Here is a 26,440-nt window from a genome sequence, read left to right on the forward strand (position 1 = left end):
GCGAAGCAGGGGGCCGGCAAGCGGGCGTCCTGGGAGCGCGGATGTCCGCGCCCCAGACGTTACCGTGCCAGGATGCGCGCCGACCGTCCCGGAATCGTCAGCACGGCCTCGTCTGCCGACGTTGTGCTGGGAGTTGACCAGAGCAGCCGCCAGCCCTCAGGGTTGAAGAGTCCCAGGTTCTCCATCGCGATGGCGTCCACGACCACCGCATCAGCGCCGAAGTTCGCCAGCAGCAGACGCTCGTCGTCATCCTGGAAGCGGCGAATCGCCAGCAGATCGGTTGTGAGCGCCGCCGCCCGGGTGGCAGATCGGTCCTGACGGCGCAGCACGGGATCGTCGCGGCGCAGGCGCAGGAGGGTGCGGTACAGGTCGAGCACGCCGGCGTGGGCCACACGCTCTGACCAGTCCAGCACCGACCTCGTGAACGTCGATTCGGCCTGTGGGTCGGGGATCTGCTTGCGCCGCTTCGGGTCTGCGAAGGCCGTGAACGCCGCGAACTCCTTGCGCCGTCCGTCCGTGACCAGCTTGCCCAGGTCGGCGTTGTGATCGGTGAAGAACTGGAACGGACTGCTCGCCGCGAACTCCTGGCCCTGGAACAGCATCACCGTCTCAGGGACGAGCAGCAGGACCGCCGACGCCACCAGGTACCGCTCGCGGTCGATCAGGTGGGCCAGCCGTTCTCCCAGCGCCCGGTTGCCCACCTGATCGTGGTTCTCCGAGCAGTAGACGAAGGCGCGGGCCGGCTCGTCCGTCACCTTCGTGCCCCGCAGCTCGCCGGTGGCCGGGCGCTTCTGCCCCTGGAACAGGAAGCCGCCCTCGATGGTCGTCGCGAGGTCCGCGAGCGAGCCGGTGTAGTTGGCGTAGTAGGCTTCGCGCTCGCCGGTCAGGTAGGTTCGCAATGCATGGTGGAAGTCGTCGGCCCAGACCCCGTCAAGCCCGAGTCCGCCCCGCTCCGGCGCGTGGATCTGCTGCACGACGTTGCGGTGATCTTCGGCAATGACCACGGCCCGGCGGCCAGGGATGCTGTGGGCGGCCTCCGCGATCTCGCTCAGGAGGTGGCGCGGCGAGTCGTCGACGATGGCATGGGTCGCGTCCAGCCGCAGGCCGTCCAGGTGATACTCACGCAGCCAGTAGCGCACGTTCTGCAGCACGAAGTGGCGAACCGGCCCGGACGACGGCCCGTCGTAGTTGATGGCGTCGCCCCAGGGCGTCGTGTGTCGGTGGGTGAAGTAGGCGTCGGCGTAGACGCGCAGGTAGTTCCCGTCCGGTCCGAAGTGGTTGTAGACGGCGTCCAGCAGCACGGCCAGGCCGTGCCCGTGCGCGGCGTCCACGAAGCGCCGCAGTCCTTCGGGGCCGCCGTAGCCCGAGAAGGGCGCGTAGAGGTCAACGCCGTCGTAGCCCCAGTTGCGGCGGCCGGGGAACTCGGCCAACGGCATCAGCTCGATGGCCGTGATGCCGAGATCGCGCAGATCGGCCAGTCGGCCGATGGCGGCGTCGAACGTGCCTGCCGGCGTGAACGTGCCGACGTGCAGCTCGTAGATGACCAGCCCGTCAGGCCCGATGCCCGTCCAGCCCTCGTCGTGCCACTGGAAGCGTCGCGGATCGACCACCTGGGACGGACCGTGCGGACCATCCGGCTGCGACCGCGAGCACGGATCGGGGAACGGGTCGCCGCCGTCGAGCCGGTAACGGTAGCGATCCCCTGCCTGCGCGCCCGCGACGAGACCAGCATGGTAGCCGTCGTCTTCGGCGGTCAGGGCCTGCCGGCTCGCCCGCTCGCCCTGGCCGATCTCGACTTCCACCCGCCGGGCGTTGGGCGCCCAGACACGGAACCGGACGCCGCCATCCTCGACATTCGCGCCGAGATCCAGGCTCCACGGTGCACTCATGCCGACCACCCGGGCTGGCGCCCCCCGCTCCGACTTCGAGATGGGCGAAGGGGGGGTGAGGTCAGGGCGCTCATGCGTCTGTCTCCTCGGGTTCGGCTTCGACCACTGTCTCGGCCGCGTCCTCATCCTCTTCGGCGGGTGGCTCGGGCGCGGCCCAACGGGCCGTGGCCGCTGCAAGGTCGGCCAGCCAGGCGGCGTGATGGGGGTGGATCATGCCGTCAGTGAAGCGCCAGGCCCAGTTGTGCTCGGGCTGCCCGGGCACGTTCATGCGCCCCTCAGACCCCAGCTCGAGCAGATCCTGCAGCGGTGTCACCGCGATCTCGGCCACGCTCTGGTAGGCCAGCCGCGTCAAGTCCTGCGCGATCCTCGTGCCGTCCGTGCCGATGTACCGCAGCACGGCCCGCTGCTCCTCGTGACTCAGACTGTGGAACCAGCCGACCGTGGTGTCGTTGTCGTGCGTCCCGGTATAGACGACGTAGCTGGGGTCGTAGTTGTGCGGGAGGTACGGATTCCTGCCCTTCGGCGTCCCGTGCACGTCGTCGCCAAACGCGAACTGGAGCACCTTCATGCCCGGGAAGGCCAGCGCCTCGCGCAGGGCGATCACGTCCGGGGTGATCTCGCCGAGGTCTTCCACGATCAGCGGGATGTGCCCGAACTCGGCCTCGACGGCGTCGAAGAGGTCCTTGCCGGGGCCGGGCACCCAGACGCCGTTGATGGCGGTCTCCTCGTCCGCCGGCACGCGCCAGTAGGCCGCGAAGCCCCTGAAGTGGTCGAGCCGGACCGTATCGACCAGCTCCAGCGTGGCGCGGAAGCGGTCGAGCCACCACCGATAGCCGTTCGCGGCCATCTTCTCCCAGTGGTAGAGCGGGTTGCCCCAGCGCTGGCCGGTCTTGCTGAAGGCGTCCGGCGGCACGCCGGCGACGGCGGTCGGGACGGCCCCCGCCATCTGGAACTGCTCCCGATGCACCCACACGTCCGCGCTGTCGAGCGCCACGAAGATCGGGATGTCGCCGACGATGATGATGCCGCGCTCGTTGGCGTACTGACGTACCGAGGCCCACTGTCCAAAGAAGATCCACTGGACCCACTGGTGGAAGCGGACATCCTCGGCCAGCCGCTCGCGGGCAGCAGCCAGCGCGGCCGGCTCACGAAGCGCCAGCGGCTCCTCCCAGTCCATCCAGCCCGCGCCGCCGTGATCGTCCTTCAGGGCCATGAACAGGGCGAAGTCGTCCAGCCACGCGGCGTGACGCTGACCGAACTCAGCCAGCGACGCGCGCTCCTCATCCACAGCCTGCCGTTCAAACCGCGCGAACGCCTTCCGCAGCCGCTCCTGCTTGAAGCTGTTCGCCGCCTCGAACTGGACCTTCTCGGGCGGGAAGTGCGGCGCGCGCAGGTCCGGCTCGTCGAGCCAGCCCCGCCCCATCAACTGATCGAGCGCGATCAGCAGCGGAAAGCCGGCGAACGCCGAGCTGGCAGCGTACGGTGAGTTGCCGAGGCCGACCGGTCCGAGCGGCATCATCTGCCAGACGGACTGCCGAGCCGCCTCCAGAAACTCCACGAAGCGGTACGCTGCCGCGCCGAGGTCGCCGACGCCGTGCGGCCCCGGCAGCGAGGTCGGATGCAGGAGGATGCCGGCCTTTCGAACCGTCGCCTCAGGCCCGGTGGTCGGCTGGTCAATGGTCAGGTCAGACGGCGACGTCATGGCGTCTCCCGTTGGAGCAAGATCACGGGGAAATCCGCCAACAGCGTACCGATTGGAAGCATTGAACGGGTACTCTCGGCCATGCGGCCACTGGCTCGCGCCGCGCCGCGCGTGCGGATGCGTTCGCCAGTCAGCAGGTTGCGGTACTGCTTGCCGCCAGCGTCTGGCAACAGCAAGTAGGTGTCGTCCCAGGCGCCCGGCTGGAAGGTCAGCGGAGCGTGGCCCCGGCTGCCGTCCCACTGATCGTCTGGTTCCAGCAGCCGGGTCACTATCCTCGGCACGGCCACGATGATCTGATCGCCGTCGTGCTCCCGTGCGAAAGCGCAGAGGTGGTCGCCGAGCGGCCCATCGACGCGCAGCGGCAGGTACTCCCCGTGCGCCAACAACTCGGGAAGGTCGCGCCGAAGCTGGAGCGCCTTCCAGGTCAGGTACAGCTTGGGGCGGCCGTCGTCCCAGTGGTCACGCAGCCGCCGTGCCAGACCCCGAAGCGGCGGCTCGCCATCGCGCTCGCTGGCATCGGCGGCTTCGGCCCTGGCCGCCGCGCGCTGCAACGAACCGAGACGCCGCTTGCGGAGGGCGTAGTCGACCGGGCGTCGGTTGTCCGGGTCCACGAGGCTGAAGTCCCAGAGCTCGTTACCCTGATAGGTGTCAGGGACGCCTGGGACTGTCAGCTTCAGGAGCGCCTGCCCGAGGCTGTTGACGGCCCCGCTTCGCGCCACGATTCTCGCCAGCGACGCCAGGTCGTCGAGAAAACGGCGGCTGCGCTTCGGGTCGAGGATCGCCGCGACGAACCGCTGGATGGCCTCGTCGTAGGCCTCGTTCGGATTGATCCAACTGGTGTGGACTTTGGCCTCGCGCGTCGCCTTCGCCATGTACTCCTGGATGCGGTTCACGAAGGCTGCGCGGTTGTCGTCGGTCAGCCCCTCGAGCGGCCACGCGCCGAGGATGATCTGGTAGAGCAGATACTCGTCGTTGCTGGACGGCGCGTCATTGCCGTCAGCCGTGCCCTTGTGGCGCTGGTTGAGCTTCGACCAGCGGTTGATCGCGGTGCCCCACTCGCGCGGCAGCTCGGACAGGACCGAGATGCGCGCCCGCACGTCCTCGCTGCGCTTGGTGTCGTGGGTTGAGGTCGACAGCATGGCATGCGGCCAGAGGCGCAGTCGCTCGGCGTTCTCGTGGTGGAACTCTGGCACCGTGACGCCGAAGGCGTCTGGCTCGCCGCCGACCTCGTTGAGAGAGGCGAGCCGATTGTAGATGTAGAACGAGGTGTCCTCGACGGCCTTCGCCGTGACGGGACCGGTCGTTTGCTGCACCTTCTGGACGAACTCGAGCTGCTCCGCCTGGGCCGGCCAGTCCTCGGGGTCCATCGCTTCGAGCAGCAGGATGCCGCGAATGAACTCGAAGATCGACGGCTCACTGGCCGGGTTGCGCCGCTTCGCCGTGGCGATGGCGACGTCGATGTGTGCCCGGTCCGTCTCGGAGATCGGCTGGCTGGTGATGTACGTCCTGTAGACCGGGAAGCAGGCGATCACCTCGCGGAGGGCGTCGCGCAGGGCAAACAGGGTGAAGTCGCGGTAGCGTCGCTCGCGCTCGGACAGTCGGTTGAGCTGCCACGCCAGCACGTTGATCTCGCTGGCGAGGCTGAGCGTCATGATCTGACGCTTCGAACGATAGATGAGGTCAGAGTACCGCACGCGGTCGCCGGTGAAGCGGCTGTACAGGTCGTCGAAGCGGGCGCGGTTCGACCGATCGACGAAGAGGCCGCCCACCGCGGTCATGAACTCGTAGCCGGTGGTGCCGTGCGCCGCCCAATCCGCTGGGAGCGACTCATTCTTCGCCAGGATCTTCTCGACCACCACGTACAGCGGCCGGTCCGCCGAGGTCAGCGCTTCTTCTTCGGCATCGTCGACGCCGTCGCCCAGGCGCTGGACGCAGTACTCTGACTGGAGCCTGACGAGATACTGGGCCGGATCGCGCAGGCCGTCCGGGTGGTCGATCCGCAGCCCGTGCGCGTCGCCCTGGCGCAGGATGTCGAAGATCAGTCGATGGGCCGCCGCGAACACGTCCGGCTGCTCCATCCGCAGCGCCGCAAGGGTGTTGACGTCGAAGAAGCGCCGGTAGTTGATCTCCTGGGACGCGACGCGCCAGTAGGCCAGCCGATACGCCTGGACTTCCAGGATCTCGTGCAGCAGATCGAAGGTGCGGGAGTCGCCCACGCGGCCGTTCAGCCGCCCGATCTCCAGCTCGATCTCGTCCTGCACCTCACGGTCGGCCAGCGCGAGCGCGTTCAGGCGTCGCTTGACCACGTCTTTCTCACGGTTGTGCTCGGAAACCTGATCGGGCGTCGGGTCGTGGTGTGAGGGCAGGTACGAGATCGCGGTCAGGATGCTCTGCAGCTCGACCAGGGACTCGTCGTCGATGGACCGGACTCGCCCCAGCCGCTCGCACGGACTGGTGAGAATCATCGCGTAGCTGGTCGGCGCGACCGGCAGGATGTGCTCGTAGTATTCGACGAAGAACGCGCCGTCACGGAACGCCAGCCGCAGCTCGCCGTTCTCCAGCACGCGCCCGTACTGATCCCCGAGGATCGGCAACAGCACCTTGTTGCGCAGCTCGGCCTGGAGCGGCGACCAGTCGATGTCGAAGTACGAGGCGTAGGTCGAGATCGGCCCGTTTTCGAGGACGTCGTTCCACCAGCTGTTGAGGTTGGACCCGACGCCCATGTGGTTTGGCACCACGTCGAGCACCTGGCTCATGCCACGCTCGCGCAGGGCGGCCGCGAGCGCCGCGAATTGCTCGGGCGTGCCGATAGCCGGGTTGATCTCGCTGTGGTCCGACACGTCGTAGCCGTGCAGGCTGTCCGGACCGGCCTTCAGAAACGGTGAGGCGTAGACGTCCGAGATGCCGAGATCGTCCAGGTACGGGACGATCTTGAGGGCGTCTCGGAAGGTGAACAGATGGTTGAACTGCAGGCGATAGGTTGCTCGGGGGATGCGGAGCGGTTCGGTCACGCGGCCACCAGTGGACGCCGCGCCGGCCCAAAAGCCGTCTGGCGTCGAATGAGCGAGAGCGCGGTGCTCATGCGAGGGCTGCATATGACGCAAGAGACGTGCCACGAGCAAGGGCCCGGCCTATCCAGCCAGGGCGATTGCACGTTGAGCTTGCCGTGCAGCGTGGTCGGGGCTTGAAAGCCCCGCCTACCATCCTGCAGTCGCTTCGCGACGCTCCAGTCTCGCCCGTCGATGCTCTGCCCGGCGTCCGTCGCGCAGCGACGGAATGACTGTAGGCGGGGGTTTCAATCCCCGACTGCGCGTTTCACGATGATATGGGAACACCGACGAACGTGCAATCGCCCGGCCTATCCAGGTGCGGTCGTCGCCCGTTCGTGGGCGCCGTTCTCGCCCATTCGTGGGCCTTGCCCCGTGCGTCCCCCGCACCGCCCTCCACGTGTGCACACTGTACCGCGCGTCCCGGGCGGCACGCTGGCGGCTGGTTGTATCATCCTGGCCGGCCGCCCTGGTTCGCACTGGTCGTGGTTCCTCGGGCAGCCCACCATCCGACGCTGGCCTTTCACCATGCACGCACCCCGGATCGTTTTGCCCGCGCCGCGCCCTGTGGATCCGATCTGCCAGGCCGGCGCTCAGGTGCTGGTGGCGACCCATCCGACGCCGTCCATGCGCGGGCGCGCTCGGCCACCCAGGAGCAGAGTTGAATCGACCGACGAGTAGCCCGACCGCCGAGGTGCCGGTGTGAGCGACCCCCAGAGCCAGCGGACGGCGATCCCCTGGGCCACGCGGTCGCTGAGCGTCTTCGTCGCGGCCTACAACGAGCTGGAGAACCTCGCGCCGACGGTCGAGACGATCTTGCGCTCGCTGCGCGTCTCCATCGAAGACTACGAGATCATCATCGTGGACGACGGCAGCACCGACGGCACCTACGAGGTCGCCGACGATCTCGCGGCCCGCTACCCGACCGTGCGCGTCGTGCACAACGAGCGCAACATGGGGCTGGGGTACGGCTTCATGCGGGCGATCCAGGTCGCCACGAAGGAGTCGTGGGTCTTTGTGCCCGGCGACAACACCTGGCCGTATCGTTCGCTGCACGAGCTGTTCGGGAACCTCGGCAAGGCCGACGTCGTCACGACGTACACCACCAATCCCGAGATCCGGTCGTTGCCGCGCCGGCTGCTGTCGACCACCTACACCACCGGCCTGAACGCGGCGTTCGGGCTGAACATGCGCTACTACAACGGGTTGACGATCTACCCGACCGCCTGGCTCCGTGCGAACGCCCCGAGCTCCTACGGCTTTGCGTCGATGGCCGAGACGCTGCTCAAGGCGGTTCACCAGGGTCTCTCGTTCATCGAGGTGGCGTGCGCCATCGAGGAGCGGGCAAGCGGCCGGTCGAAGGCCGTCACGCTGAGCGGCGTCAAGGGCATCCTCACGACCATCGGGAAGGTGTGGATCGATCTGCGGCTCCGCTCGCGGCGCGGCCCGCACGCCACGCTCGGGATGCTGGGTCCGGCCGGCGCGCGGCCCCACGAGACCGGCCTCGACGGCTTCAGCACGAACGGTACGGCCGACGCCGCGCACCACGCGCCGCTGCTGCCGCCCGCCGAGAAGCCGTTGACGGTGGTGGTAGCTGGCGGCAGCTCGGGTATCGGCGCGGAGCTGACGACATCGCTGGCGAAGGCCGGCCACGCCGTCTACGTCTGCGCCCGCCGCCAGGATCGACTCGACGCCGTGACTGATAACAACACCGTGGCGCAGGGCTACGTCTGCGACGTCGCGGACGAGTCTCAGGTGCAGGCGTTCGCGCGATGGCTGGCGGGGCGGACGTCGACCGTTGACGTGTTGCTCAACTGCGCCGGCACCTTCGGGCCCATCGGTCCGCTCGACCAGACCGACAGCGCCGAGTGGCTGGATACCATCAAGACGAACCTGTTCGGCACCTATCTGGTCACCAAACACCTGATGCCGCTGCTGGCCGGCTCCGACGACCCCCGCATCCTGAATTTCTCCGGCGGCGGTGCGTTCAGCCCGTTCCCGAACTACAGCGCCTATGCCTGCTCCAAGGCGGCCGTCGTCCGGCTCACCGAGTGCCTGGCGGCGGAGTTGGCCCCGCGCGGGATCACCGTCAACGCCGTGGCGCCCGGCTTCGTCCCGACCGAAGCCCACCACAAGACGCTGGCGGTCGGCGCAGAGAAGGCCGGGGCGCTCCACTACCAGCGCACGAAGGCGGTGCTGGCGGAGGGCGGCGCGTCGCTGGCGACGGTCGTCCAGTGCGTCGGGCTGCTGCTGTCGGCCAGGATGCGCGGGCTGACTGGCAAGACGATCAGCGCCAACTTCGACCCCTGGCGCACCCAGGCGTTTGCCGAGCGGCTGGCCGACATCACCCGGTCGGATCTCTGGACGATGCGCCGCGTGAACATCGTCAACCTGCCGGAAGGCTCGCTGCGGACCGCCCTCAGCGAGGCCTGGGCCAACTTCGGGGCGCGCCGATGAGCGGGCGGCTGGGGACCAGTATCAAGATCGGCCTCGGCTTCGTGGTCAGCGCCATCTGCCTCTGGCTTGCCATCCGCAACGCCCCGATCTCCGAGCTGTCGGCGGCGGCGACGCAGGTCAACTGGGCCTGGGTTGCCGTGGCCGGCCTGACCGTCGCCATCTCGCTGTGGGCGCGCGGCTGTCGCTGGAAGGTGCTGTTGGGCGGGCGCGGCACCAGCATGGAGTACTTCTGGGCACAGTCTATCGGCAGCCTGCTGACGAACGTCTTCCCACTGCGGGCCGGCGAGGCCGGCCGCGTGGTGATCGTCAGCCGGCAGGTGGGCATCCCGCTGGTGCAGGTCGGGGCCAGCCTCGTGCTGGAGCGGGCGGTAGACCTCGCCGTCATCCTGACGCTGATGACCGTGCTGCTGCTGGTCATGGATGTGCCCTGGCAGGTTACTGCGACCGGCCTCGCGCTGGGCGCGGCGATGGCCGTGGCCTGGATCGGCGTGGTCGTCCTGCTGATCTTCGGCGGCCGCCTGACCGGGCTGGTCGAGTCGATTGCAGATCGCCTGCCCGGCCGCTTCCAGCAGCTGGCGTTGGACTCATGGAGCCACCTGCTCGTCGCGCTCGACCCCCTGCGCGATGTTCGGGTCGTCGGACAGATCGTGCTCTGGTCGGTGCTGATCTGGGCGATGGGCGTCGGCGGATTCTGGGCGGCCATCGAGGCGGTCGTGCCCGGCGCAGGCCCGATCGAGCCGGCCTTCGCCCTGGTGGCCGTGGCGCTGGGCGTGGCCCTGCCCTCCAGCCCCGGGTTCATCGGCGTCTTCCACTTGATCGGGCAGCAGGCCCTCGCCGCGCCGTTCCCCGAGCGCTACAACGACACGCAGGCCGTCCTCATCGCCATCCTGAATCACGCGGCCTACTACCTGACCTCGACGCTCCTGGGGGTGATCGGGCTGGCCCGGCTCGGCATCTCACTTGGCGCCGTGCGACATGCAGCCCCGACGGCCGAAGCCGAGGCAGCCCCGACCCGACCGTAGTTCGTCGCGGAGCGGCCGCCGGTTGCATCAGGACTGTCGTCGGCCGCGTCCGGTACGAATGGCCGACGCGCGGGCGATCCCGTATCGCCTGGGCTGCCCGTTTCTCCCCGTATCGTGACGACTCCGGTCGTCGGTCAGGGATGCGTGGCGAGCGCGACGCTCGCCACGACGTGAGTGCGGGAGATGCGCCGTGCGTCGGACGGTCCTGGTCACTGGCTGCTCGCGTGGGATTGGCCTTGCCGTCGCCCAGACCCTGCTCGAAGAGGGGGCGCGCGTGATTGGCGCGGCCCGCTCCGCGCCGGATCTGACGCATGAGCGCTTCACCTTCGTTCCCACGGACGTTGCCGACCTCGCCAGCGTCGAGGCCCTGAGCGACACGGTCAGCGCCGCCCTTGGCGACGCGGCCCTCGACGGCATCGTGCACTGCGCTGTCGTCCAGAACCCGATTGGCCCATTGGAAGACACTGACCCCCTGGCCTGGGCCGAGGCGATTCAGATCGGGCTGGTCGGCGCGTACCACGTCGTTCGCCTGCTCCTGCCGTTCGTGCATCGGTCAGCGGATGGCCGCATTCTCCTGTTCGCCGGCGGCGGCGCGTTCGGTCCGCGCGTCCGCTTCAGCGCGTACGCTTGCGCCAAGGCCGGCGTGGTACGGCTGGCTGAAACGCTGGCCGAGGAGCTGGCGGGCTCCACGGTCACCATCAACTGCGTGGCGCCGGGCTTCGTGCCGACGCCGATCCACGACCAGACACTGGAGGCCGGTCCCGAGCGCGCCGGCCCAGAGTACGAGCGTGTCATCCGCGACGTGGCCCACGACGACGGCTCGCGGCTGGCGCAGGTGGTCGCCTGCGTCCACCACCTGCTCTCGCCGTCCGCCCGTGGTCTGTCTGGCAAGACGGTTGCCGCCCAGTACGACGATTGGGAGCACCTGACCCCGTTCACGGTGCCCGGCGTCATGGCGACTGACCTCTGGTCGGCCCGCCGTGTCAATCAGGTGCCGCTCGACGCCGCCCCGACCATGCCCGTCGACCTCCCGTTGCGGACCTCCTGCTCCCGCCCGTCATCCGGCCAGCGCCGCGCGCCACGCGATGGACGCCTGCGCCGGTTCCGGGCATCCACCAACCACGGCTAGCGCGGGGCGATACGCCTGACCGACGATCCTGAGCGAATTCCGTACGTAGCGATGGAGCGAGGTTTGTGGCCGTCTCCACGCCAGTCAGGTGGCGAGGACGCCGGGGGCTACGGCGGTCGGCAGCCCCGGTGAGCTTGCACATCGAGGTGCGGCGGACGCGTGCGAGCGTGCATACTTGCGCTGGCCGAGACGCACATGTTGTACGGAACGTCGCGCGAAGATCGTCCGAGTTCGCCAGACGAGCGAGCCGCTGCAAGGTCGCTGCGTCGGAGGTCCATGCTCGCAGACCTTGGCGTCTTCGTCGTCACCGGCAGCGTACTCCTGACGCCGATCACCGCCCTCTGGCTCCTGGGACTGTCCCAGGTCGGCATGACCGAAGAGAGCACCGGCTACCGCTACTTCCACAGTCTGCGGCTGCTCTTCACCGCTGACGAGCGTCCCTGGCTGCCGCAAGGTCAGGTTATGACCGTGCTGCACATGGGCGTGCAGCTGCTGGTTGTGGCGCTCGGGCACCCGGTGACCGAGATCACGCCTCGGATGGAGATCTGGGCGTATCTTGCGGCCGGCATCTGCGGCCTCGCGACCGCCCTGGCCGCCGCCTGGGCGCTCCGCCCGATTCGCTCGCTGGCAGGCCGCCTGCTGATCCTCGTACCGCTGCTCTGCGCGATCTTCGATGGCTCCTTTGCGTTTGGGTACTCGGTGATCCTCCCGGACTACTACCCGTGGATCTACGCCCTCGCGCTGGTCGTGCTCGGCCTGACCCTTCGACTCGCCCGCCGCCCCGAGCCAGGCGGGCTGGGCTGGGCCATCCTGGTCGGGGTGCTGGCCGGGGCAGCACTCGGACTCAAAGTCACGCTGGCGATCTTCATCGGACCGCCGCTGCTCTTGCTGCTCGCGCGGGCACGGGGCTGGCCTGAGCGCATCATGGCGGTTACCGTGGTCGCATTCCTCGCACCGGTGCTCATGGTGGCATGGATCTGGGCAGGAAATGCCGGTGACGCCGCGTCCATACCGCGCTTCTTCGAGATGCTGCGCGGCTTTGCCGGCGCCAATGAGAGCGGAGAGCGTACGACGTTTCTGGCCTGGTACCTGGGACGCTTGGGTGGGCCGCAGGCCGTCTGGACGTCACAGTGGCTCGCGGTTGCGCCGGTCGTGCTGGCGGTCTCCGCGCTGCTCCTGCGGCCTCGGTCAATCGCGCTCGTCTGCTTGCCCGGTTGCGCGGCGTCGTTGTTGTTTCTCTGGCGACGCGACGGGCCGACGTCCTTTATCGAGGTGTTCAGCTACGCCTGGACGGTACTGGCGCTCTGGGCCGTGTGTGTTGGCGCGCCGGCCTGCCGCAACCGCTGGCTCGCGCTGCGGCTACCAGACCCTCGAAGGCTGGCAGGCGCGCACGGCCCTGCGCTTGCATCCGCCATCGTCGGCGGGGGAGCGCTGGCGATGGTCGTCCTCTGGGTGTTCACCGGGATGCAGGTCACGCTCGAATCCTTCCGGCGCTCGACGGCGGTGCAGCAGGCACTGGACGATTTCGAGCGGGCGCATCCTGGCCGCACGGCGATTCTCACCGTCTCGAATTCGCAGCGTCCGCTGACCCGAGACAGCGCCATCTTCAAGGGCGGCACCGATATCGGGGTGTCGAGCGTGTGGGGCGCCAGTCTGTTCGTGGCGTCGCTCGTGCCGGACCGCGCGTACTTTCTGGGTGGGACGCCGATTCAGCTACCCGTCGATCTCGATCCATTCGAGAAGGTGCTGTACACACTGCTTGCGCCGCCCGATCAGCCAACGGGCGGCGAACCGTTGCTGACGCAGACGTTCGGCGTGTCGCTGGCCGGTTTCGACTGTCCGCTGCGGCTTCCAGTTGCAGATGTCGTCCAGGTCGCCTGCTATCGCGTGTCTGACGAGCCGCTCGACGTGCCGCCTGCCCAGATCGCGTTCGCCACCTCGGCGGCCGGTCTGCGTGCGAGGCAGCCGGCCAACTGGCGCAACGAGCCACGCCGACCGCTGCAGGCCGGCGAGGTCGCCTTCGCCGCCGACAGCCATGAGCTCTGGCGTATGGACCCAGACGGGCGGCTCGTGCGCTTGCGCGCAGAGGATGGGCGCTCGGTTCGGGTGTCGGCGGCCGGGCGCAGCGAGGCTGGCGTGATCCTGACCCGCCGGGATGGTCGCTGGGTGCTGGACCAGCAACCACGAGCGATGAACCGCAACCCGTCGCTGCGTCTCCAGGACGACAGCTCGATTCGCGGCTGGGATGTCCTCGCACGGCCGGAGACGGTCGTCGAGCGCGGCGCCGGACCGGACGACGGCCGTGGCGTGACAAGCTGGCTGCAACTGTCGGGTCGTGCGGCTGACCGGCGACTGGGCGTGCGGGCCGGCTTCGATCGCGACGACCTTGACGACGGCGGCACGGCAACGGTCGTGGCGATGGTTCGGGCGACGGGGCTGGGCAGAATCGAACTGCGCGTCGGCGGGGCCGCATCCGGGAATTCGGTCGCCGTTACCACGTCGTCTGGCGACGACGTTGCCGCGATCCCGGCCACCGGGCAGTGGGCGCGGCTGGTTGTCCACCTCGAAGGCGACCAGTACGACGGTGAGCGCGTGGCAACGCTGGTCGAGCTGGTCGGCGGCCGCCCGGGCGACCGGCTCGACATCGGATCCGTTGAGGTGTACGCGGGCCGCTATCCGTAACGTTGAACTGGTTGGCAGCGCCGAGACGGCGCGGCCGGCGGCCGCGGCCGTCGTCAGTCAGGCGTCGCGCGCGGTCGAGACGCAGACGAGGTTCGTCCGCAGCAGGGGCAGTCCGGCCTGCACCATCGTGGTGTCACGACTGTTCGGGAACAGGCTGAGGAAGGTCTTCTCGTCAAGCGGGTTCAACTGTTCGACGCTCGCAAGCTCGTTCTGCCCGATGGCCTTGAGGACCGCGTAGAACTGCTCGCCGGGCAGCCAGTGTGCCAGCGGCACGAACGTGTGCACCTCGACGGGGAAATCCTTGTTCGGGGTGGTGAACATCACTTTCCTGGCGACGCGGCAGACTTCGCGCACGAGCGCCACCTGCTGCTCGTAGACGCCGGCGTGCTCGACCACGGCGTTGCAGATGCCGATATCAAAGTGGTTGTCCGGCACCGGGATCGAGCGCAGGTCCGCTTCGAGGAAGGTCAGGCCGGGGAACTGCTCTGGAAACCAGCTGGCATCTTCGGCGGCCTGCCCGATGGCCGTCAGCCTGTCTTTCCAGGGGTAGAGGCTCTCGAAGAAGTAGTGAGCCGGGTGGTCGCGGTGGCCGGAGACGCCGAAATCGGCGACGCGCAGGTTCGGAGTCGGCTGCATGATCCGCCAGAACTGCCGAAACACCCTGCGCCGCACGCTCATCGCGAGGTCGTTCTTCCAGGTGTCGAGCGCACCGAGTCTGGCGCTGTACTTGATCGGCATTGCGTGAGCGACTCCTCTAGGCTGGCGCTGGCTTGCTTCTGGATGAGCGACCGGCGGTACGGCTCGCCAGCGCCGACGTGTCGTCTCGTCCGTAGTCCAGACGGGCATGATGTGTGTCTGACCGCGCGCGCCCGACGACCCGCCCGACACGAGGCGTGCGCCGCCGGGTTCGGCCGCGGGCGAGCGCCCTGCCGGTGCTCTAAGTGCGCACCGTTCTCGCCGTCGGCGCCGCTGGCGTCTCATCTTCAAGCTGTGGCCGAGCCATCGTGTCGCCACGCACCCGCAGGTTCCACCAGAGCCGCAAGATCGTCATCTGCGCGTTCACGATATTGGACCCACCTACCGCCTTGGACTGACCGTAGGTCCGCTCGCGGTGGATCAGCGGCACCTCGACGATCGAGTATCCCAGCATCAGGGCATTGACCAGCATCTCGGTCGCGAAGAAGAAGCCCTTCGTCTGATTCGGCAGCACTCGCGCCAGCTTCGTCGGGTAGACCGCCGGCCCCTGGTAGTACTTGAGCCGCCGTCCGAACGCCACGTTGAGCTGTGTCGTGCAGATCCAGGTCAGGATGCGGCGGTGCCAGGCGCGGTTCCAGGGCGTGCCGTGGTAGGGGACGACGATATCGGCCTTCCCAACGGCGTCGAAGATCTCGACAACCGACTCAACAGCGACTTCGTGATCGCCCGGCACGAACGTGACGTACGACATGCTGGCGCTCCGCAGGCCGGCGCGATACGACTCCGAGAAGCCCTTGTTGGTCTCGTGGTGGATGACGCGGACGTTCGGCAGACTCGCAGCCAGCCGGTCGGCGACTTCTTTCGTGCCGTCGTTGCTGCCATCGTTGACGATGATGACTTCGTATTCGTCAAACGACCGCAACGCGTGCACGACATCGCGCACAGCACCTTCGAGGTTTCCCATCTCGTTGTACGCTGGCACGACTACCGAAATCGAGCGCGCTCGACCCATCTCGCCTCCGCCCCGGTCGGTCGAGTACGATACGGTCTGTATTCTCCTCCTGTCAACTGCGCGGCTGGTCGCGCCGTCGCCGTGGGCCGGGACGCGCTGCTCGTGCGCGCCGTCCTGAGCAGGTGCCGGCACACGGTGAGTGTGTCTCGTCTGCGTCACGCATGCACCTTCACGCGGCCCGTTGTTCCGCTGTTGCTCGTTGTCACCAACGAGGGCGGCCCTCGGGCTCTGCCCTACGCCTCTTTGGAGACCTTCGCCCATGGCCGTGGCGACTGGCACCCGAATCCCACTCGTCGATCTTGGCGCCCAGTTCGCAGCGATTCGCCATGAGGTCCTGCCGGCCGTCGAGGCCGTGATGAGCCGGAGCGCGTTCATCCACGGGCCATACGTCGACGCATTCGAGCGGGAGTTCGCCAGCTTCACCGGCCGCGCGCACGCCATCGGGGCCGCCAACGGCACCGAGGCGATCTTCGTGGCCCTCAAGGCGCTGGGAGTCAGGCCCGGCGATGAGGTGATCACCGTTGCGAACACGTTCACGTCGACGGCGGAAGCCATCGAGTGGACCGGCGCCCGCCCGCGGCTCGTCGAGATCGATCCGCGCGATCACCTGATCGATCCCTCGGCAGTCGAGGCGGCCATCGGTCCGCGCACGGTCGGGATCGTGCCGGTTCACCTGTTCGGCCAGCCTGCGCGCATGCGGCAGATCCAGCGAATCGCCCAGCGGCACGGGCTGTTCGTGGTCGAAGATGCTGCCCAGGCCCACGGTGCGTCGGAGGACGGCCGCCCCGTCGGCGAGGGCAGCGCGGCGGCCACCTACAGCTTCTATCCTGGTAAGAACCTCGGGGCCTATGGCGACGCCGGAGCTGTGACCACCGATGATGCCGTCCTGGCCCAGAGGATTCGGCTGGTGTCGGACCACGGGCGCGTCGGCAAGTACGAGCATGCCGTGGTCGGGTACGGCAGCCGGCTGGACGGCCTGCAGGCGGCGATCCTGTCGGTGAAGCTGCGCCATCTGCCGGCCTGGACCGAAGCCCGCCGCCGGCTCGCCGCCCGCTACGACCGGCTGCTGGCCGCGCTTCCTGGCGTGCAGCCCGTTCTTCCACGAGCCGACGTGTACGCGGTGTACCACCTGTACGTGGTGGAAGTGGACGCGGCGCCGCGGGACGACCTCCGAGCCTGGCTTGACGGGCGCGGCATCGACACCGGCATTCACTACCCGATCCCGCTGCACTTGCAGCCGGCCTACGCCCACCTGGACTTGCAGCGCGGCGCGTTCCCGATCGCCGAAGCCAAGGCCGAGCGGATCGTGTCGCTGCCACTCTATCCCGAGTTGTCCGAGCAGCAGCAGAACTGGATCGTCGAGTCGGTCGGCGAGTTCTTCCGCCGCCGGTAGTGTTCCCTTCATCTGCTTCCTCGCCTGGCGCCCGCGCCGCCGGACCGTCGGGTCGGGTGGCGCTCTCAATGTCATGTCGGTGTCACGTATCTGGCCGGAAATCAGGGCGCATGGCAGGAGCTACTCCGTATACTCGCGCCTCGTGTCGATACGTCTCGCACCGGCGCCAGAACCCGCCTCGCCGACGCCATCCGCTGCAATTCGCCAGTGGCGCGGCGCGCGCGCCGGGTTCGCAACTGTCCTGGTTGCGTTCCTGGTGCTGTACGGGTGGATGCTCGTCGCGTCGGACTTCCTCCCGTACGTCTTCGACAACAACGAGTCGTTCTCCAGCCTCTGGCACGCCTACAACCTCTATCACTTTGATGTCCGCCAGAGCGCCGGTCTGACGGACGAGGCGTCCAGCCCGCATCCAGACGCCCACCCGTTTGTTCACACGCACCAGGGCAACATGCCGCGCCTGTTCGCCTTCGTGCTCTACGTCCTGGGCGCGCGCAGCATCGAGACCCAGATCGCGTTCACCACCCTGCTGATCGGGCCACTGGTGATCGCGCTGGCCTTTCGCCTCTTCTGGCGGCTGGTGGGACCGCTCTTCGCGACGATTGCCTGCCTCGTCCTGCTGACCGACTACTTCTTTGTCGGTCAGTGGCTTGTCGTCACCTATCGTATCTGGCATTTCGTCTTCGTCTTTGGCGCGCTGCTGTGCGCCTACGAGCTGGGCGGACCCCGGCCCCTCCGATGGGCGTTGGGACTGCTCACGCTCTGCGCCCTGACCTTCTACTACGAGCTGGTATTCGCGGGCTTCGTGACCGTCTTCACGGGGCTGTTTGCCCTCTGGCAGCACTGGCGTCGGCCGGTCCGGCTCATGCTGACCTGGACGCTCCAGGTACTGGGCGCGGTGCTCGGCGTGGGAACGCTCGCCGTTCAACTGTCGCTGCACTTCGGGCCCGACGTGGCGCTGGAGGATTTCCGCCTGACGTTTGGCGCGCGGAACGCCGCCGCGATGGACCCCGTCGTGCGCGACACGATGACGGCGTTCTTCCGCGATCACCACATCGTCTTCTGGCAGAACATCGTCGATGTGCGCTGGATGCGGACCGTCGAGCAGTTCTTCTCGCTGCTGAGCACCTGGCATCTGCAGTGGTACAGCCCCCTCATCACACTCCTGGCCGTGCTGCTGATGGCCGGATGGACACTGGGCGTCTGCGGTGACCTGTTCCTATCGTGGCTTGGACACCGCCCGCCAAACCTTGATGCCGATGCTTCACGCATCGACGGAGACCGCTGGGCCGGCGCGCGCTCACTTGAATGGATCGTGCTCACGGCGATGGTGATGGGCGTCGGAGCCGTGGCCCTGGGCGTGGCTGTGTTCTGGGACGGCGCGTTCCTCGGACTCCGCGGCACCGGCTGGTCGCTGGTCGAGCGGACGCGCGGCCTCGGCTGGCTGCTCTTGCTGCCGATACTTGCGGGCGCGGCGTTGGCCGGCTGGACCGGTGCACGGCATCGTCGTGGAGTGATGGCAGCCATCGGATCAGTGCGCCCGACGCGGTTGGTAGCGGGGGCGATCTTGCTGTACGGGGCGCTGCCGATCATCCGCGGCCAGCCGAGCTGGTACGACGCCGAGTATGAGCCGCTCTGGCACGGTTTCTTCCAGGACAGGATGCCTGCCGTGGTGAATATCGCCGGCGCGGCGCTCGTCATCGGACTGGCCGTCGCCCTGGCGCTCGGCGGACCGAAGCGTGTGCTCGGCCTTGCCGAGGGGACACGGCTTCGGGGCATCGTCGGGTATCTGGTGTGTGGGTCGCTGGCCTATGCCGCCGTCTACGTGATCTCTCCTGGGTACGTGTTGAGCGGCTATCTGACCCGCCTTGCTCCGCTGCCCGTCTTCGTGCTGAACGTCCTGGTGGCAGTGGCCGTCTATCTGGTGGCAGGCGCGACGATCCAGGCTGTGCGGGCCTTGCAGACTGCCAGGCGCTCGGCGGCGCTTGTTCCGAACGGCGAGCTGCAGATGCGTCTGATTCGCGCAGGCATGGCGGCGGCCGGGGCGACCTTCCTGGTCGGCTCGTGGATCCACGTCCAGGTGGAACAGATCGCGCTCGTCCCCCCGACGGGCTACCTCTTCCTCAAGAAGCTCGGTGAACCGCCGCTGAAGGGTCTCTCGCTGGTATCCAATTCATACATCGCGCCGGCGACGTGGTATACGGGCCAGTGGGGCTACATCGACGAGGAGCTGGCCGCGAGCAGCTTCGAGCTGACCGATCGTGGCTACACGTTCACCCGTGGAACGGGGACGTACCTCTGGCTGCGCGACGCGGCGACGAACCCCGCCTACGCCTCCCCGGACCTGTTCGTCTGTATGCGTTTGCCGAGCCTTGCGGCCGTGCTGCAGCGCGAACAAGGCACGGTCGCGAAGAATTACACCTGCGGTGCGTCCGGGATCGTGGAGATCGCCGCCGGTGAGCGGTCGTCGCCGTTCCAGTTCGAGCTGATCGACCGCGATCCCTCGCCGCGCGACGCCTGGGCCATTGTGCGAACGCGCTGGGACGTGCCGCCGTACCTCTCTCCGCTCGGTGACGGCGCCAACCGCCGCTTCGTGGATGTTGAGCGCGTGGAGATCGGCGACCAGATGACGTTGCGCCTCCGGTACCAGTATATGCACCAGGAGGCTGTGCCTGAGTCCGGCACGCGGATCGTGCTGGAAGGTCTTCGGCGCGATGGTGCCGTCTGCACGCTGCTCGAATCTGGCCCGACAGAGACGCTGTTCCCGACGTCGAGTATGCGCGGGCGCATGCGGGTGGTCGTCACGCCGAGCACGGCGGCGGTGGCTGGCCCGAGCTACGACAGCGCTCGATTCGTCCTCGGACGCGATTCGAACGCCGATCCCTGTCGGGGCAAGACCGTGCGGCCCGAGTAGCCTGCCGGGGGCGGCAACGCGCAGTGGGTGTTTGGCCTTTCCCGTATACTCGCCGGCCGTGCCTGAGGTCGTCGCGTCCAGGGCCGGGTCACCGCTGATGCCAGGCGGCCCCCGCTCGCCAGCCCGAGTCGTATCGCTTGCCTCCATCGGGCCGCTGGCGGTTGCCGTCGCCTTCCTGGCCATCTTCGGGTGGATGCTGCTCGCCAGCGACTTCCTTCCCTATGTCACCGACAACAACGAGTCATTTTCCAGCCTCTGGCACGCCTACAACCTCTACCACTTCGATATCCGTGGAACGGCCGGCCTGACCGACGAGGCGTCCAGCCCGCACCCGGAGGCGCACGCCTTTCTGCACACCCACCAGGGCAACGTGCCGCGGCTGTTCGCGTTCGTGCTCTATGTGCTCGGCGCGCGGACCATCGAAAGCCAGATCGGCCTGACGACGCTGCTCGTCGGCGGCCTGACGTTTGCGTTGGTGTATCGCCTCTTCTGGCGTCTGGTTGGGCCGCTCTTCGCAACGGTCGTGTGCCTGGTGCTGGTAACGGACTACCTGTTCGTGGCGCAATGGATCGCCGTCACGTACCGCGTGTGGCACTTCGTCTTCGTGTTCGGGGTGCTGGCCTGCGTCTGCGAGCTTGGCGAGGCGAGGGCGCGCCGGGCGGCCCTGGCGCTGGCGGCGTTGTTTGCGGCCGTCTTCTACTACGAGCTGGTCTTCGCCGGTTTCGTCGCGGTCTTCGCCGGCCTGTTCGCCGGCTGGCGCTACCTGCGGCGGCCGAAACTCCTGCTGCTGAGCTGGACGCTCCAGGCGCTCGGCGCGGCGGTCGGCGTCGGGGTGCTGGCCGCGCAGCTCACCCTCCATTTCGGGTGGGCCGTGGCCGTCGAGGACTTTCGCCTGACCTTTACGGCACGCAACGCGGCGGCCTCCGACCCGGCGCTGATGGCCTACATGGTGGACTTCTTCCTGCGCCACAAGATCGTCTTCTGGCAGAACGTCGTGGATGCCCGCTCGTTTCGAACGGTCGAGCAGTTCACGCTGTTGCTCACCACGCTGCATCTCCAGTGGTACAGCCCGTTCGTGGTGTTTCAGGTGGGGATCGTGCTGGCCGGGTGGGGCGTCGGACTGGCTGGGGATGCTGTCGAGTGGGTGCACGCGCGGATGGGCCGGCGTGCTCGCCTCCCAGAGCGCCCGAACGAGGCGTCCGCCAGCATGCTGGCGCGCGGGGGCGTCGTGCTGGCCGCGCTTGGATCGACCACCGTCTTCGTGCTGCTCGCAGTCCTCCGCGACGAGGCGTTTCTGGCCCAGGGGATGACCGGGGCCTCGTTCGCGCAGCGGACGGGCGGCCTGGGCTGGGTGGTGCTCGGCGGCCTGGTTGGCGTGGTCGGGCTGGCCGCCTGGGATGGGCAGCGCGGTTGGCGCTCGCTGCTGGCGGAGCTGGGGCGATTGTCGCTGCCGCGGGTGGCGCTCACCGTGGCGCTGCTGCTGACCATTGTCCTGGTGATGCGCCAGCAGCCGTACCTCTACCTGGAGAGCAACCTCCCGATCTGGCATCGCCTGATGCACCTCGCCGCGCCGGTCTGGCTGCTGCGCCTGACCACGCTGATCCTGTGCGCGTTGGCAGCGGCCCTGGCCCTGCTCGGGCCGGGCCGCGTGCTCGGGCCGGAATGGGCGGCTCGACTCAAGGGCGTCGGGTCATACGTGGTCTGCGGGCTGCTGGCCTACTCGGCGGTCTACCTGATCTCGCCAGGATACGTGTACAGCGGCTACCTGAGCCGCTACGCACCGCTTGCCGTGTTCGTGTTCAATGTAGCCGTGGGGATCGGCATCTGCCTGCTGCTGGCGGCGACGCTCCGCACCGCAGCGTTCGCGCGGCGCCGGCTGTCCGGCGCGACCGTTCCCAGGGCGCCGCTCTCACACATCGCCCCGCTGGTCCGAGCCGGGTTCCTGGTGGTTGCGCTCGCCGTCCTGGTCGGGTTCTGGCTCCACGTGCAGCTCGTACAGGTGCGGCTCTTTCCGCCAGACGCATTCTTGTGGGTCAAGCTGCTGGGTCAGCCGCCGTTCAAGGGGCAGAGCCTCGTGTCGAACAACTACGTCGCCCCGTTCACCATCCTCACCGGTGAGTGGGGCTACATCAACACGACGCTTGCCCTGGACGAGATCGAGCTGACGGACGATGGGTATCGTGTCGACGTCGGCAGGCAGGAGTATCTCTGGCTGGCCGATGGTAGAACGAATCCCGCCTACCTCAAGCCTGACCTGTTTGTCTGTGCGCGCCCGCCGGTCACGTTCACCATCCTGCAGCGTGTCACCGATCAGGCCGACGAGATCGACGGGTGCGGCAGCGTCCCACTGGTCGCCAACGCCGCGGCGGGCGGCCAGCCGTACCTTCAGCACCAGCTGGTGGCCCGCGACACCTCGCCCTACGACTCCTGGGCCATCGTGCGCCTGGATTGGGACTTCCCGCCCTTCCTCGCGCCGCTCGGAGGCGGGGCCGGCCGTCGGCGTGTCGACGTGACCCCCGAGGTGCGCAACGGTCAGACCGTCCTGCGTGTGCGCTACGAGTACCGTCACCAGGAGGGCGTGCCAGAGCGGGGCACGCGGCTCCGCCTTGAAGGGGTGACTGGTGACGGCGGCGTCTGCACACTGGCCGAGGCTGCCGCCGCCGACTCGCTCACTGTCCCCGCCGACGTTCGTGGCCGCGTGCGGGTGCTGGTGACGCCGGCCACGGCCACGAAGGCCGGCGTGTCCTCCGCGAGCGAGGCGTTTGTTCTCGGCTCGGATCCGGCCGCCGACCCCTGCGGTGGGCGAACGGTCCGCCGGGAGTAGCCGGCCGGGCTAGACTATCGCCGTGGGCAGCGGCCGTGTCAGCGCCGACTGCTGGGAGAAGTGTGATGGCCGGTCAGCTCGACGACGTGGTGATCGTGGAGGCCGTGCGGACGCCCATCGGACGACGGAATGGATCGCTCAAGGACGTGCGGCCTGACGAGCTGATGGCGCAGACGCTCTCGGCGCTGGTGGCGCGCGCCGGCATCGATGCCGGCCTGGTGGATGATGTGATCCTCGGCTGCGTGGCGCAGATCGGGGAGCAGGGCGCGAACGTCGCGCGGCTGGCTGTGCTGGAGGCCGGGTTCCCTGTCGAGGTGCCGGCCGTGAGCCTGGACCGGATGTGCAGCTCGGGTCAGCAGGCTGTCCACTTCGCGGCGCAGGCTATCGCCAGCGGACAGGCCGACGTGGTCATCGCCGGGGGCGTCGAGTCGATGTCGCGGGTGCCGCTGGCCGCCGACTACCCCCAGACCTGGAGCCAGAAGCTGTCCGGGCGCTCGGATGTCGAGATCAGCACCAACCAGGGCACCTCAGCCGACCTGATCGCCGAGCGCTGGGGCCTGTCGCGGCAGGAGCTGGACCAGTTCGCCTTCGAGAGCCACTTGAAGGCTGGCGCAGCCCGCGCGGCCGGCCGCTTCGCGTCGCAGATCGTGACCGTGGACGTGGCCGGGCCGGACGGCGCAGCTGTCCCCTTCCAGCAGGACGAGGGCATCCGGATGCCGCCCTCGCTGGAACGGATGGCGGCGCTGCAGCCGGCCTTCGACGCCGGCGGCACCGCGACTGCAGCCAACGCCAGCCAGATCTCGGACGGGGCAGCGGCGCTCCTGCTGACCTCTCGACAGAAGGCGGCCCAGCTCGGGCTGCGTCCGCGCGCCCGGCTGCGCTCGACGGCCGTCGTCGGCTCGGACCCGCTGCTGATGCTGACCGGCCCGATCCCCGCCACCCACAAGGTGCTGGACCGGGCCGGCATGGCGCTGTCGGACGTGGACGTCGTCGAGATCAACGAGGCGTTTGCGTCGGTCGTGCTGGCCTGGGCGCGCGAGTTGGAACCCGACATGGCGAAGGTCAACCCGAACGGCGGCGCGATTGCACTCGGGCACCCGCTGGGGGCCACCGGCGCGATCTTGCTGACCAAGCTGCTCTACGAGCTGGAGCGGCAGGACAAGGCGGTGGGCTTGCAGACCATGTGCGTCGGCTTCGGGCAGGCGACGGCCACCATCGTCGAGCGCGAGTAGGTCGGCGGCGCGCAGCGACGTTGCTCGCGCCCGGCGGCGAACGGCGGATGCCGGACCCCGGACCCCCCTCTCCCGTCGACGGAGAGGGGGCGGGGGTCTGGGGGATCTGACCTACTTCGCGTTGCTGTCCATCTCGAAGACGCCGAACATGTTGCCGTCCAGGTCGAGCGCGTAGGCCACCCAGCCCATGCCGGGCACCGGCATCTTCTCCAGGCAGATCGTCCCGCCAGCGGACCTGATGGCCTCGACAGCGGCGTCTACCGAGGGGACGCCCATCGTGTTGGTGGTCCCCGGCGGCATGCCGTCCTGGCGGATCAGCATGCCGCCGTTGATGCCGGCCTCGCCGTCCGGGCCGGTGGTGACCATCCAGTACTTCATGTTCGGGTCACCCGAGAATTCCTGGAACCGCCAGTCGAAGAGCTTTGAGTAGAACGCCTGGGCCTTCTCCGGGTCCGACACGCTGAGCTCGAAATGAACAGGTCGGGGCATGGAGGCCTCCACAGCGCGCCGCGAGGAGTGCGGCGACCACGCCACGAGGATGGAGTAGCTGCATGGTCGTGGCCGCCGCGGCGGCGTGCATATGCACACTCCCAGCCTACGATACGAACAGATGTTCTGCAAGCCCCTGAGCGTTACGGATAGATCACACGTTCTACTGGCTGGTGTGACTGCCTGCCCTTGCCCGCGGCGCTGCTGCGCGGCGATCTTGGCGGGCGGCGGCCGGTGACTCAGCCGGAGCGGCTCGGCGCCCCGATCGCCTGAACGCCTCGGCGTGCGGCACCCGCGCCTGCCAGCGCCTCTGTATCCGACCCGAGCGCCAGCGTGCCCTTCACCAGCCGGCCCAGTTCCTGCACCATGCCGGGCCACTGGGTGTCGCCAAACGCCTGAACGATGCCGTCCTGGGCGTCGCGCCAGCGGGGGATCGCCCGTGCCAGCAGGTCGCGCCCGGGATCGCTCAGGCCAAACTGAATCTGGCGGCTGCCCTGGGCGGGGCGGGCCTCGATCAGCCCATCGGTCCGCAGCAGCTTCAGATTCCGGGTCAAGGTCGTCCGATCCATGACCAGCCCGTGCGCCAGGTCGTTGGTGGTCACCCAGCCGGCGAGCGCCAGGGCGCTCAGAATGGTGAACTGGGTGGAGCGGATGCCGACCGCGGCCAGGGCGCGATCGAAATGCTGGGTCACGGCTCGGGAGGCCCGGCGCAGATTGAATCCTGCGCACGTCGAGGCGATGCCGAGGCTGATCTGCCGCAGGGTCTCAGGGTCGCTTGACGGAAATTCTGGCGGGAGTGAGTCGACCACGGTAGTCTTTCTAAAAGAGCATCACTCTACAAAGACTAGTGTACCGCTGAACGTGGGCGCGCGGCGTTGACGTGAGCGGACCATCCTGCTACGCTCACGGCGCGGCGGTGGCCAGCCCGGCATGCCCGGGGGCCGTTGCCCACGTCTGTGAGGCAGGTCTATACTGCCTCGGAAACGAGCGATGAAGGGGCTCTCCAGGCGAGTCCAGCCGGCATTGGTGCACGGAAGGACACTGGCCGTTCAACGCGCGGCACGCGTGGCGTCCCCGACGACGAGCCAGTTTCGAGGTTCCTTCAGTGTCTGACTACACCGGGCTGTTCGTGTACCTGTTCCTGGCGGCGGCAATTGTCACCGTCATCGTCGCCATCTCTGGTCTGCTTTCCCCGAGGCGTCCGTCCGAGGCGAAGTATCGCCCGTACGAGTGCGGCGTCTCCGAGGTCGAGAGCACCGAGCACCGATGGCCCGTACGCTTCGCGCTGGTCGCGATGCTGTTCCTCGTGTTCGACGTGGAAGCGCTGTTCTTCTACCCCTGGGCCATCCTCGTTCGCGAGCTGCGGTGGACCGGGATCATCGCCATCGCCGGGTTCTTCGCAGTGCTCGGCGTTGGATACGTCTACGCACGCGCCCGTGGCGCGCTGAAATGGCGGTAACCGCATGACGATGGAGCTTCCGATGGCCGCCAATCGCGGCGGCCATGTGCGAGACGCGTCGCCGGGCTTCCTGCTCGGCAAGCTCGCGGACTGGAGCCGCGAGACGTCGCTCTGGCCGGCGACGTTCGGGCTGGCCTGTTGCGCTATCGAGATGATGGCGGCGTCGGCAGCCCACTACGACATCGCGCGGTTCGGCTCGGAGGTCTTCCGGGCCAGCCCGCGTCAGGCCGACCTGATGATCGTGTCGGGCCGGGTCTCGCAGAAGATGGCCCCGGTGCTCCGAGAGATCTACGACCAGATGCCCGAGCCGAAGTGGGTCATCGCGATGGGTGACTGTGCCTCGTGCGGCGGCGTGTTCAACAACTACGCGCTGGTGCAGGGCGTCGACAACGTGGTGCCGGTGGACGTCTACATTCCTGGCTGCCCGCCCCGACCGGAGGCCTTGATCGACGGCATCATCAAGCTCAAGCAAGATATCGGGAAGGGGCTTCGCTAG

The 26,440-nt window shown here is 68.3% G+C and carries 17 protein-coding genes; 10 read left to right on the forward strand and 7 right to left on the reverse strand.

Features of this window, described 5'->3' with window-relative positions; all coding sequences use genetic code 11:
* Positions 1-59: 59 nt before the first annotated feature.
* The 3 genes from treZ to treY all read right to left on the reverse strand — a co-directional run bounded on the left by treZ (position 60) and on the right by treY (position 6,686).
* A complete protein-coding gene (treZ, locus tag IT306_17015) occupies positions 60-1,889 on the reverse strand; it encodes a malto-oligosyltrehalose trehalohydrolase (protein ID MCC7370129.1) in 1,830 nt (609 codons plus the stop codon).
* A 70-nt stretch (positions 1,890-1,959) separates the two neighbouring features.
* Complete coding sequence (gene malQ / locus IT306_17020) at positions 1,960-3,591, reverse strand: 4-alpha-glucanotransferase (protein ID MCC7370130.1); 1,632 nt, start codon at positions 3,589-3,591, stop codon at positions 1,960-1,962.
* Positions 3,588-6,686 (reverse strand): malto-oligosyltrehalose synthase, encoded by a 3,099-nt coding sequence (gene treY / locus IT306_17025; GenBank protein MCC7370131.1) that lies wholly within the window; start codon positions 6,684-6,686, stop codon positions 3,588-3,590. Before treY ends, malQ begins: the two co-directional genes overlap by 4 nt.
* A gap of 654 nt (positions 6,687-7,340) precedes the next feature.
* Here treY and IT306_17030 point away from each other — a divergent pair.
* From IT306_17030 to IT306_17045, 4 genes are all read left to right on the forward strand, one after another.
* Positions 7,341-9,095, forward strand: a complete 1,755-nt coding sequence (locus IT306_17030) for an SDR family NAD(P)-dependent oxidoreductase (GenBank protein ID MCC7370132.1) — start codon at positions 7,341-7,343, stop codon at positions 9,093-9,095.
* A complete protein-coding gene (locus IT306_17035; protein MCC7370133.1) occupies positions 9,092-10,117 on the forward strand; it encodes a flippase-like domain-containing protein in 1,026 nt (341 codons plus the stop codon). The genes IT306_17030 and IT306_17035 overlap by 4 nt, the downstream gene beginning before the upstream one ends.
* A gap of 190 nt (positions 10,118-10,307) precedes the next feature.
* The gene (locus IT306_17040) at positions 10,308-11,246 is read left to right on the forward strand and encodes an SDR family oxidoreductase (GenBank protein ID MCC7370134.1); all 939 of its coding nucleotides are present in this window, start codon (positions 10,308-10,310) and stop codon (positions 11,244-11,246) included.
* A gap of 276 nt (positions 11,247-11,522) precedes the next feature.
* On the forward strand, positions 11,523-13,928 hold the full coding sequence (locus tag IT306_17045; GenBank protein MCC7370135.1) for a hypothetical protein: 2,406 nt from the start codon (positions 11,523-11,525) through the stop codon (positions 13,926-13,928).
* A 57-nt stretch (positions 13,929-13,985) separates the two neighbouring features.
* On the opposite strand, the gene IT306_17050 is transcribed toward IT306_17045, so the two are convergent.
* Positions 13,986-14,666 (reverse strand): class I SAM-dependent methyltransferase, encoded by a 681-nt coding sequence (locus IT306_17050; protein ID MCC7370136.1) that lies wholly within the window; start codon positions 14,664-14,666, stop codon positions 13,986-13,988.
* Between the two features lie 199 nt (positions 14,667-14,865).
* Positions 14,866-15,636, reverse strand: a complete 771-nt coding sequence (locus IT306_17055) for a glycosyltransferase family 2 protein (protein ID MCC7370137.1) — start codon at positions 15,634-15,636, stop codon at positions 14,866-14,868.
* A gap of 259 nt (positions 15,637-15,895) precedes the next feature.
* On the opposite strand from IT306_17055, the gene IT306_17060 reads away from it, so the two are divergent.
* The 4 genes from IT306_17060 to IT306_17075 all read left to right on the forward strand — a co-directional run bounded on the left by IT306_17060 (position 15,896) and on the right by IT306_17075 (position 23,996).
* Positions 15,896-17,029 (forward strand): DegT/DnrJ/EryC1/StrS family aminotransferase, encoded by a 1,134-nt coding sequence (locus tag IT306_17060; GenBank protein ID MCC7370138.1) that lies wholly within the window; start codon positions 15,896-15,898, stop codon positions 17,027-17,029.
* A gap of 271 nt (positions 17,030-17,300) precedes the next feature.
* The gene (locus IT306_17065) at positions 17,301-19,940 is read left to right on the forward strand and encodes a hypothetical protein (protein ID MCC7370139.1); all 2,640 of its coding nucleotides are present in this window, start codon (positions 17,301-17,303) and stop codon (positions 19,938-19,940) included.
* A gap of 31 nt (positions 19,941-19,971) precedes the next feature.
* Positions 19,972-22,764, forward strand: a complete 2,793-nt coding sequence (locus IT306_17070; protein ID MCC7370140.1) for a hypothetical protein — start codon at positions 19,972-19,974, stop codon at positions 22,762-22,764.
* 65 nt (positions 22,765-22,829) lie between these two features.
* Positions 22,830-23,996: a thiolase family protein gene (locus tag IT306_17075; GenBank protein MCC7370141.1), complete on the forward strand. Its 1,167-nt coding sequence runs from the start codon at positions 22,830-22,832 to the stop codon at positions 23,994-23,996.
* A gap of 111 nt (positions 23,997-24,107) precedes the next feature.
* Here the strand turns inward: IT306_17075 and IT306_17080 are convergent, their stop codons facing one another.
* The gene (locus IT306_17080; protein ID MCC7370142.1) at positions 24,108-24,485 is read right to left on the reverse strand and encodes a VOC family protein; all 378 of its coding nucleotides are present in this window, start codon (positions 24,483-24,485) and stop codon (positions 24,108-24,110) included.
* 239 nt (positions 24,486-24,724) lie between these two features.
* Positions 24,725-25,177, reverse strand: a complete 453-nt coding sequence (locus IT306_17085) for a winged helix-turn-helix transcriptional regulator (GenBank protein ID MCC7370143.1) — start codon at positions 25,175-25,177, stop codon at positions 24,725-24,727.
* Positions 25,178-25,590: 413 nt separating this feature from the next.
* Here IT306_17085 and IT306_17090 point away from each other — a divergent pair, with 413 nt between their 5' ends.
* Both IT306_17090 and IT306_17095 read left to right on the forward strand, forming a co-directional pair.
* Positions 25,591-25,944: an NADH-quinone oxidoreductase subunit A gene (locus IT306_17090; protein MCC7370144.1), complete on the forward strand. Its 354-nt coding sequence runs from the start codon at positions 25,591-25,593 to the stop codon at positions 25,942-25,944.
* A 22-nt stretch (positions 25,945-25,966) separates the two neighbouring features.
* Positions 25,967-26,440: an NADH-quinone oxidoreductase subunit B gene (locus IT306_17095; GenBank protein MCC7370145.1), complete on the forward strand. Its 474-nt coding sequence runs from the start codon at positions 25,967-25,969 to the stop codon at positions 26,438-26,440.

This window comes from Chloroflexota bacterium (genome assembly GCA_020850535.1).
Classification (GTDB): domain Bacteria; phylum Chloroflexota; class UBA6077; order UBA6077; family JACCZL01; genus JADZEM01.

Bases quoted from the DNA above. Each gene is read 5' to 3' on its own strand.
- treZ (MCC7370129.1), bottom strand. From the start codon at position 1,889: ATGAGTGCACCGTGGAGCCTGGATCTCGGCGCGAATGTCGAGGATGGC.
- malQ (MCC7370130.1), bottom strand. From the start codon at position 3,591: ATGACGTCGCCGTCTGACCTGACCATTGACCAGCCGACCACCGGGCCT.
- treY (MCC7370131.1), bottom strand. From the start codon at position 6,686: ATGCAGCCCTCGCATGAGCACCGCGCTCTCGCTCATTCGACGCCAGAC.
- IT306_17035 (MCC7370133.1), top strand. From the start codon at position 9,092: ATGAGCGGGCGGCTGGGGACCAGTATCAAGATCGGCCTCGGCTTCGTG.
- IT306_17045 (MCC7370135.1), top strand. From the start codon at position 11,523: ATGCTCGCAGACCTTGGCGTCTTCGTCGTCACCGGCAGCGTACTCCTG.
- IT306_17050 (MCC7370136.1), bottom strand. From the start codon at position 14,666: ATGCCGATCAAGTACAGCGCCAGACTCGGTGCGCTCGACACCTGGAAG.
- IT306_17055 (MCC7370137.1), bottom strand. From the start codon at position 15,636: ATGGGTCGAGCGCGCTCGATTTCGGTAGTCGTGCCAGCGTACAACGAG.
- IT306_17060 (MCC7370138.1), top strand. From the start codon at position 15,896: ATGGCCGTGGCGACTGGCACCCGAATCCCACTCGTCGATCTTGGCGCC.
- IT306_17065 (MCC7370139.1), top strand. From the start codon at position 17,301: ATGCTCGTCGCGTCGGACTTCCTCCCGTACGTCTTCGACAACAACGAG.
- IT306_17075 (MCC7370141.1), top strand. From the start codon at position 22,830: ATGGCCGGTCAGCTCGACGACGTGGTGATCGTGGAGGCCGTGCGGACG.
- IT306_17080 (MCC7370142.1), bottom strand. From the start codon at position 24,485: ATGCCCCGACCTGTTCATTTCGAGCTCAGCGTGTCGGACCCGGAGAAG.
- IT306_17095 (MCC7370145.1), top strand. From the start codon at position 25,967: ATGGCCGCCAATCGCGGCGGCCATGTGCGAGACGCGTCGCCGGGCTTC.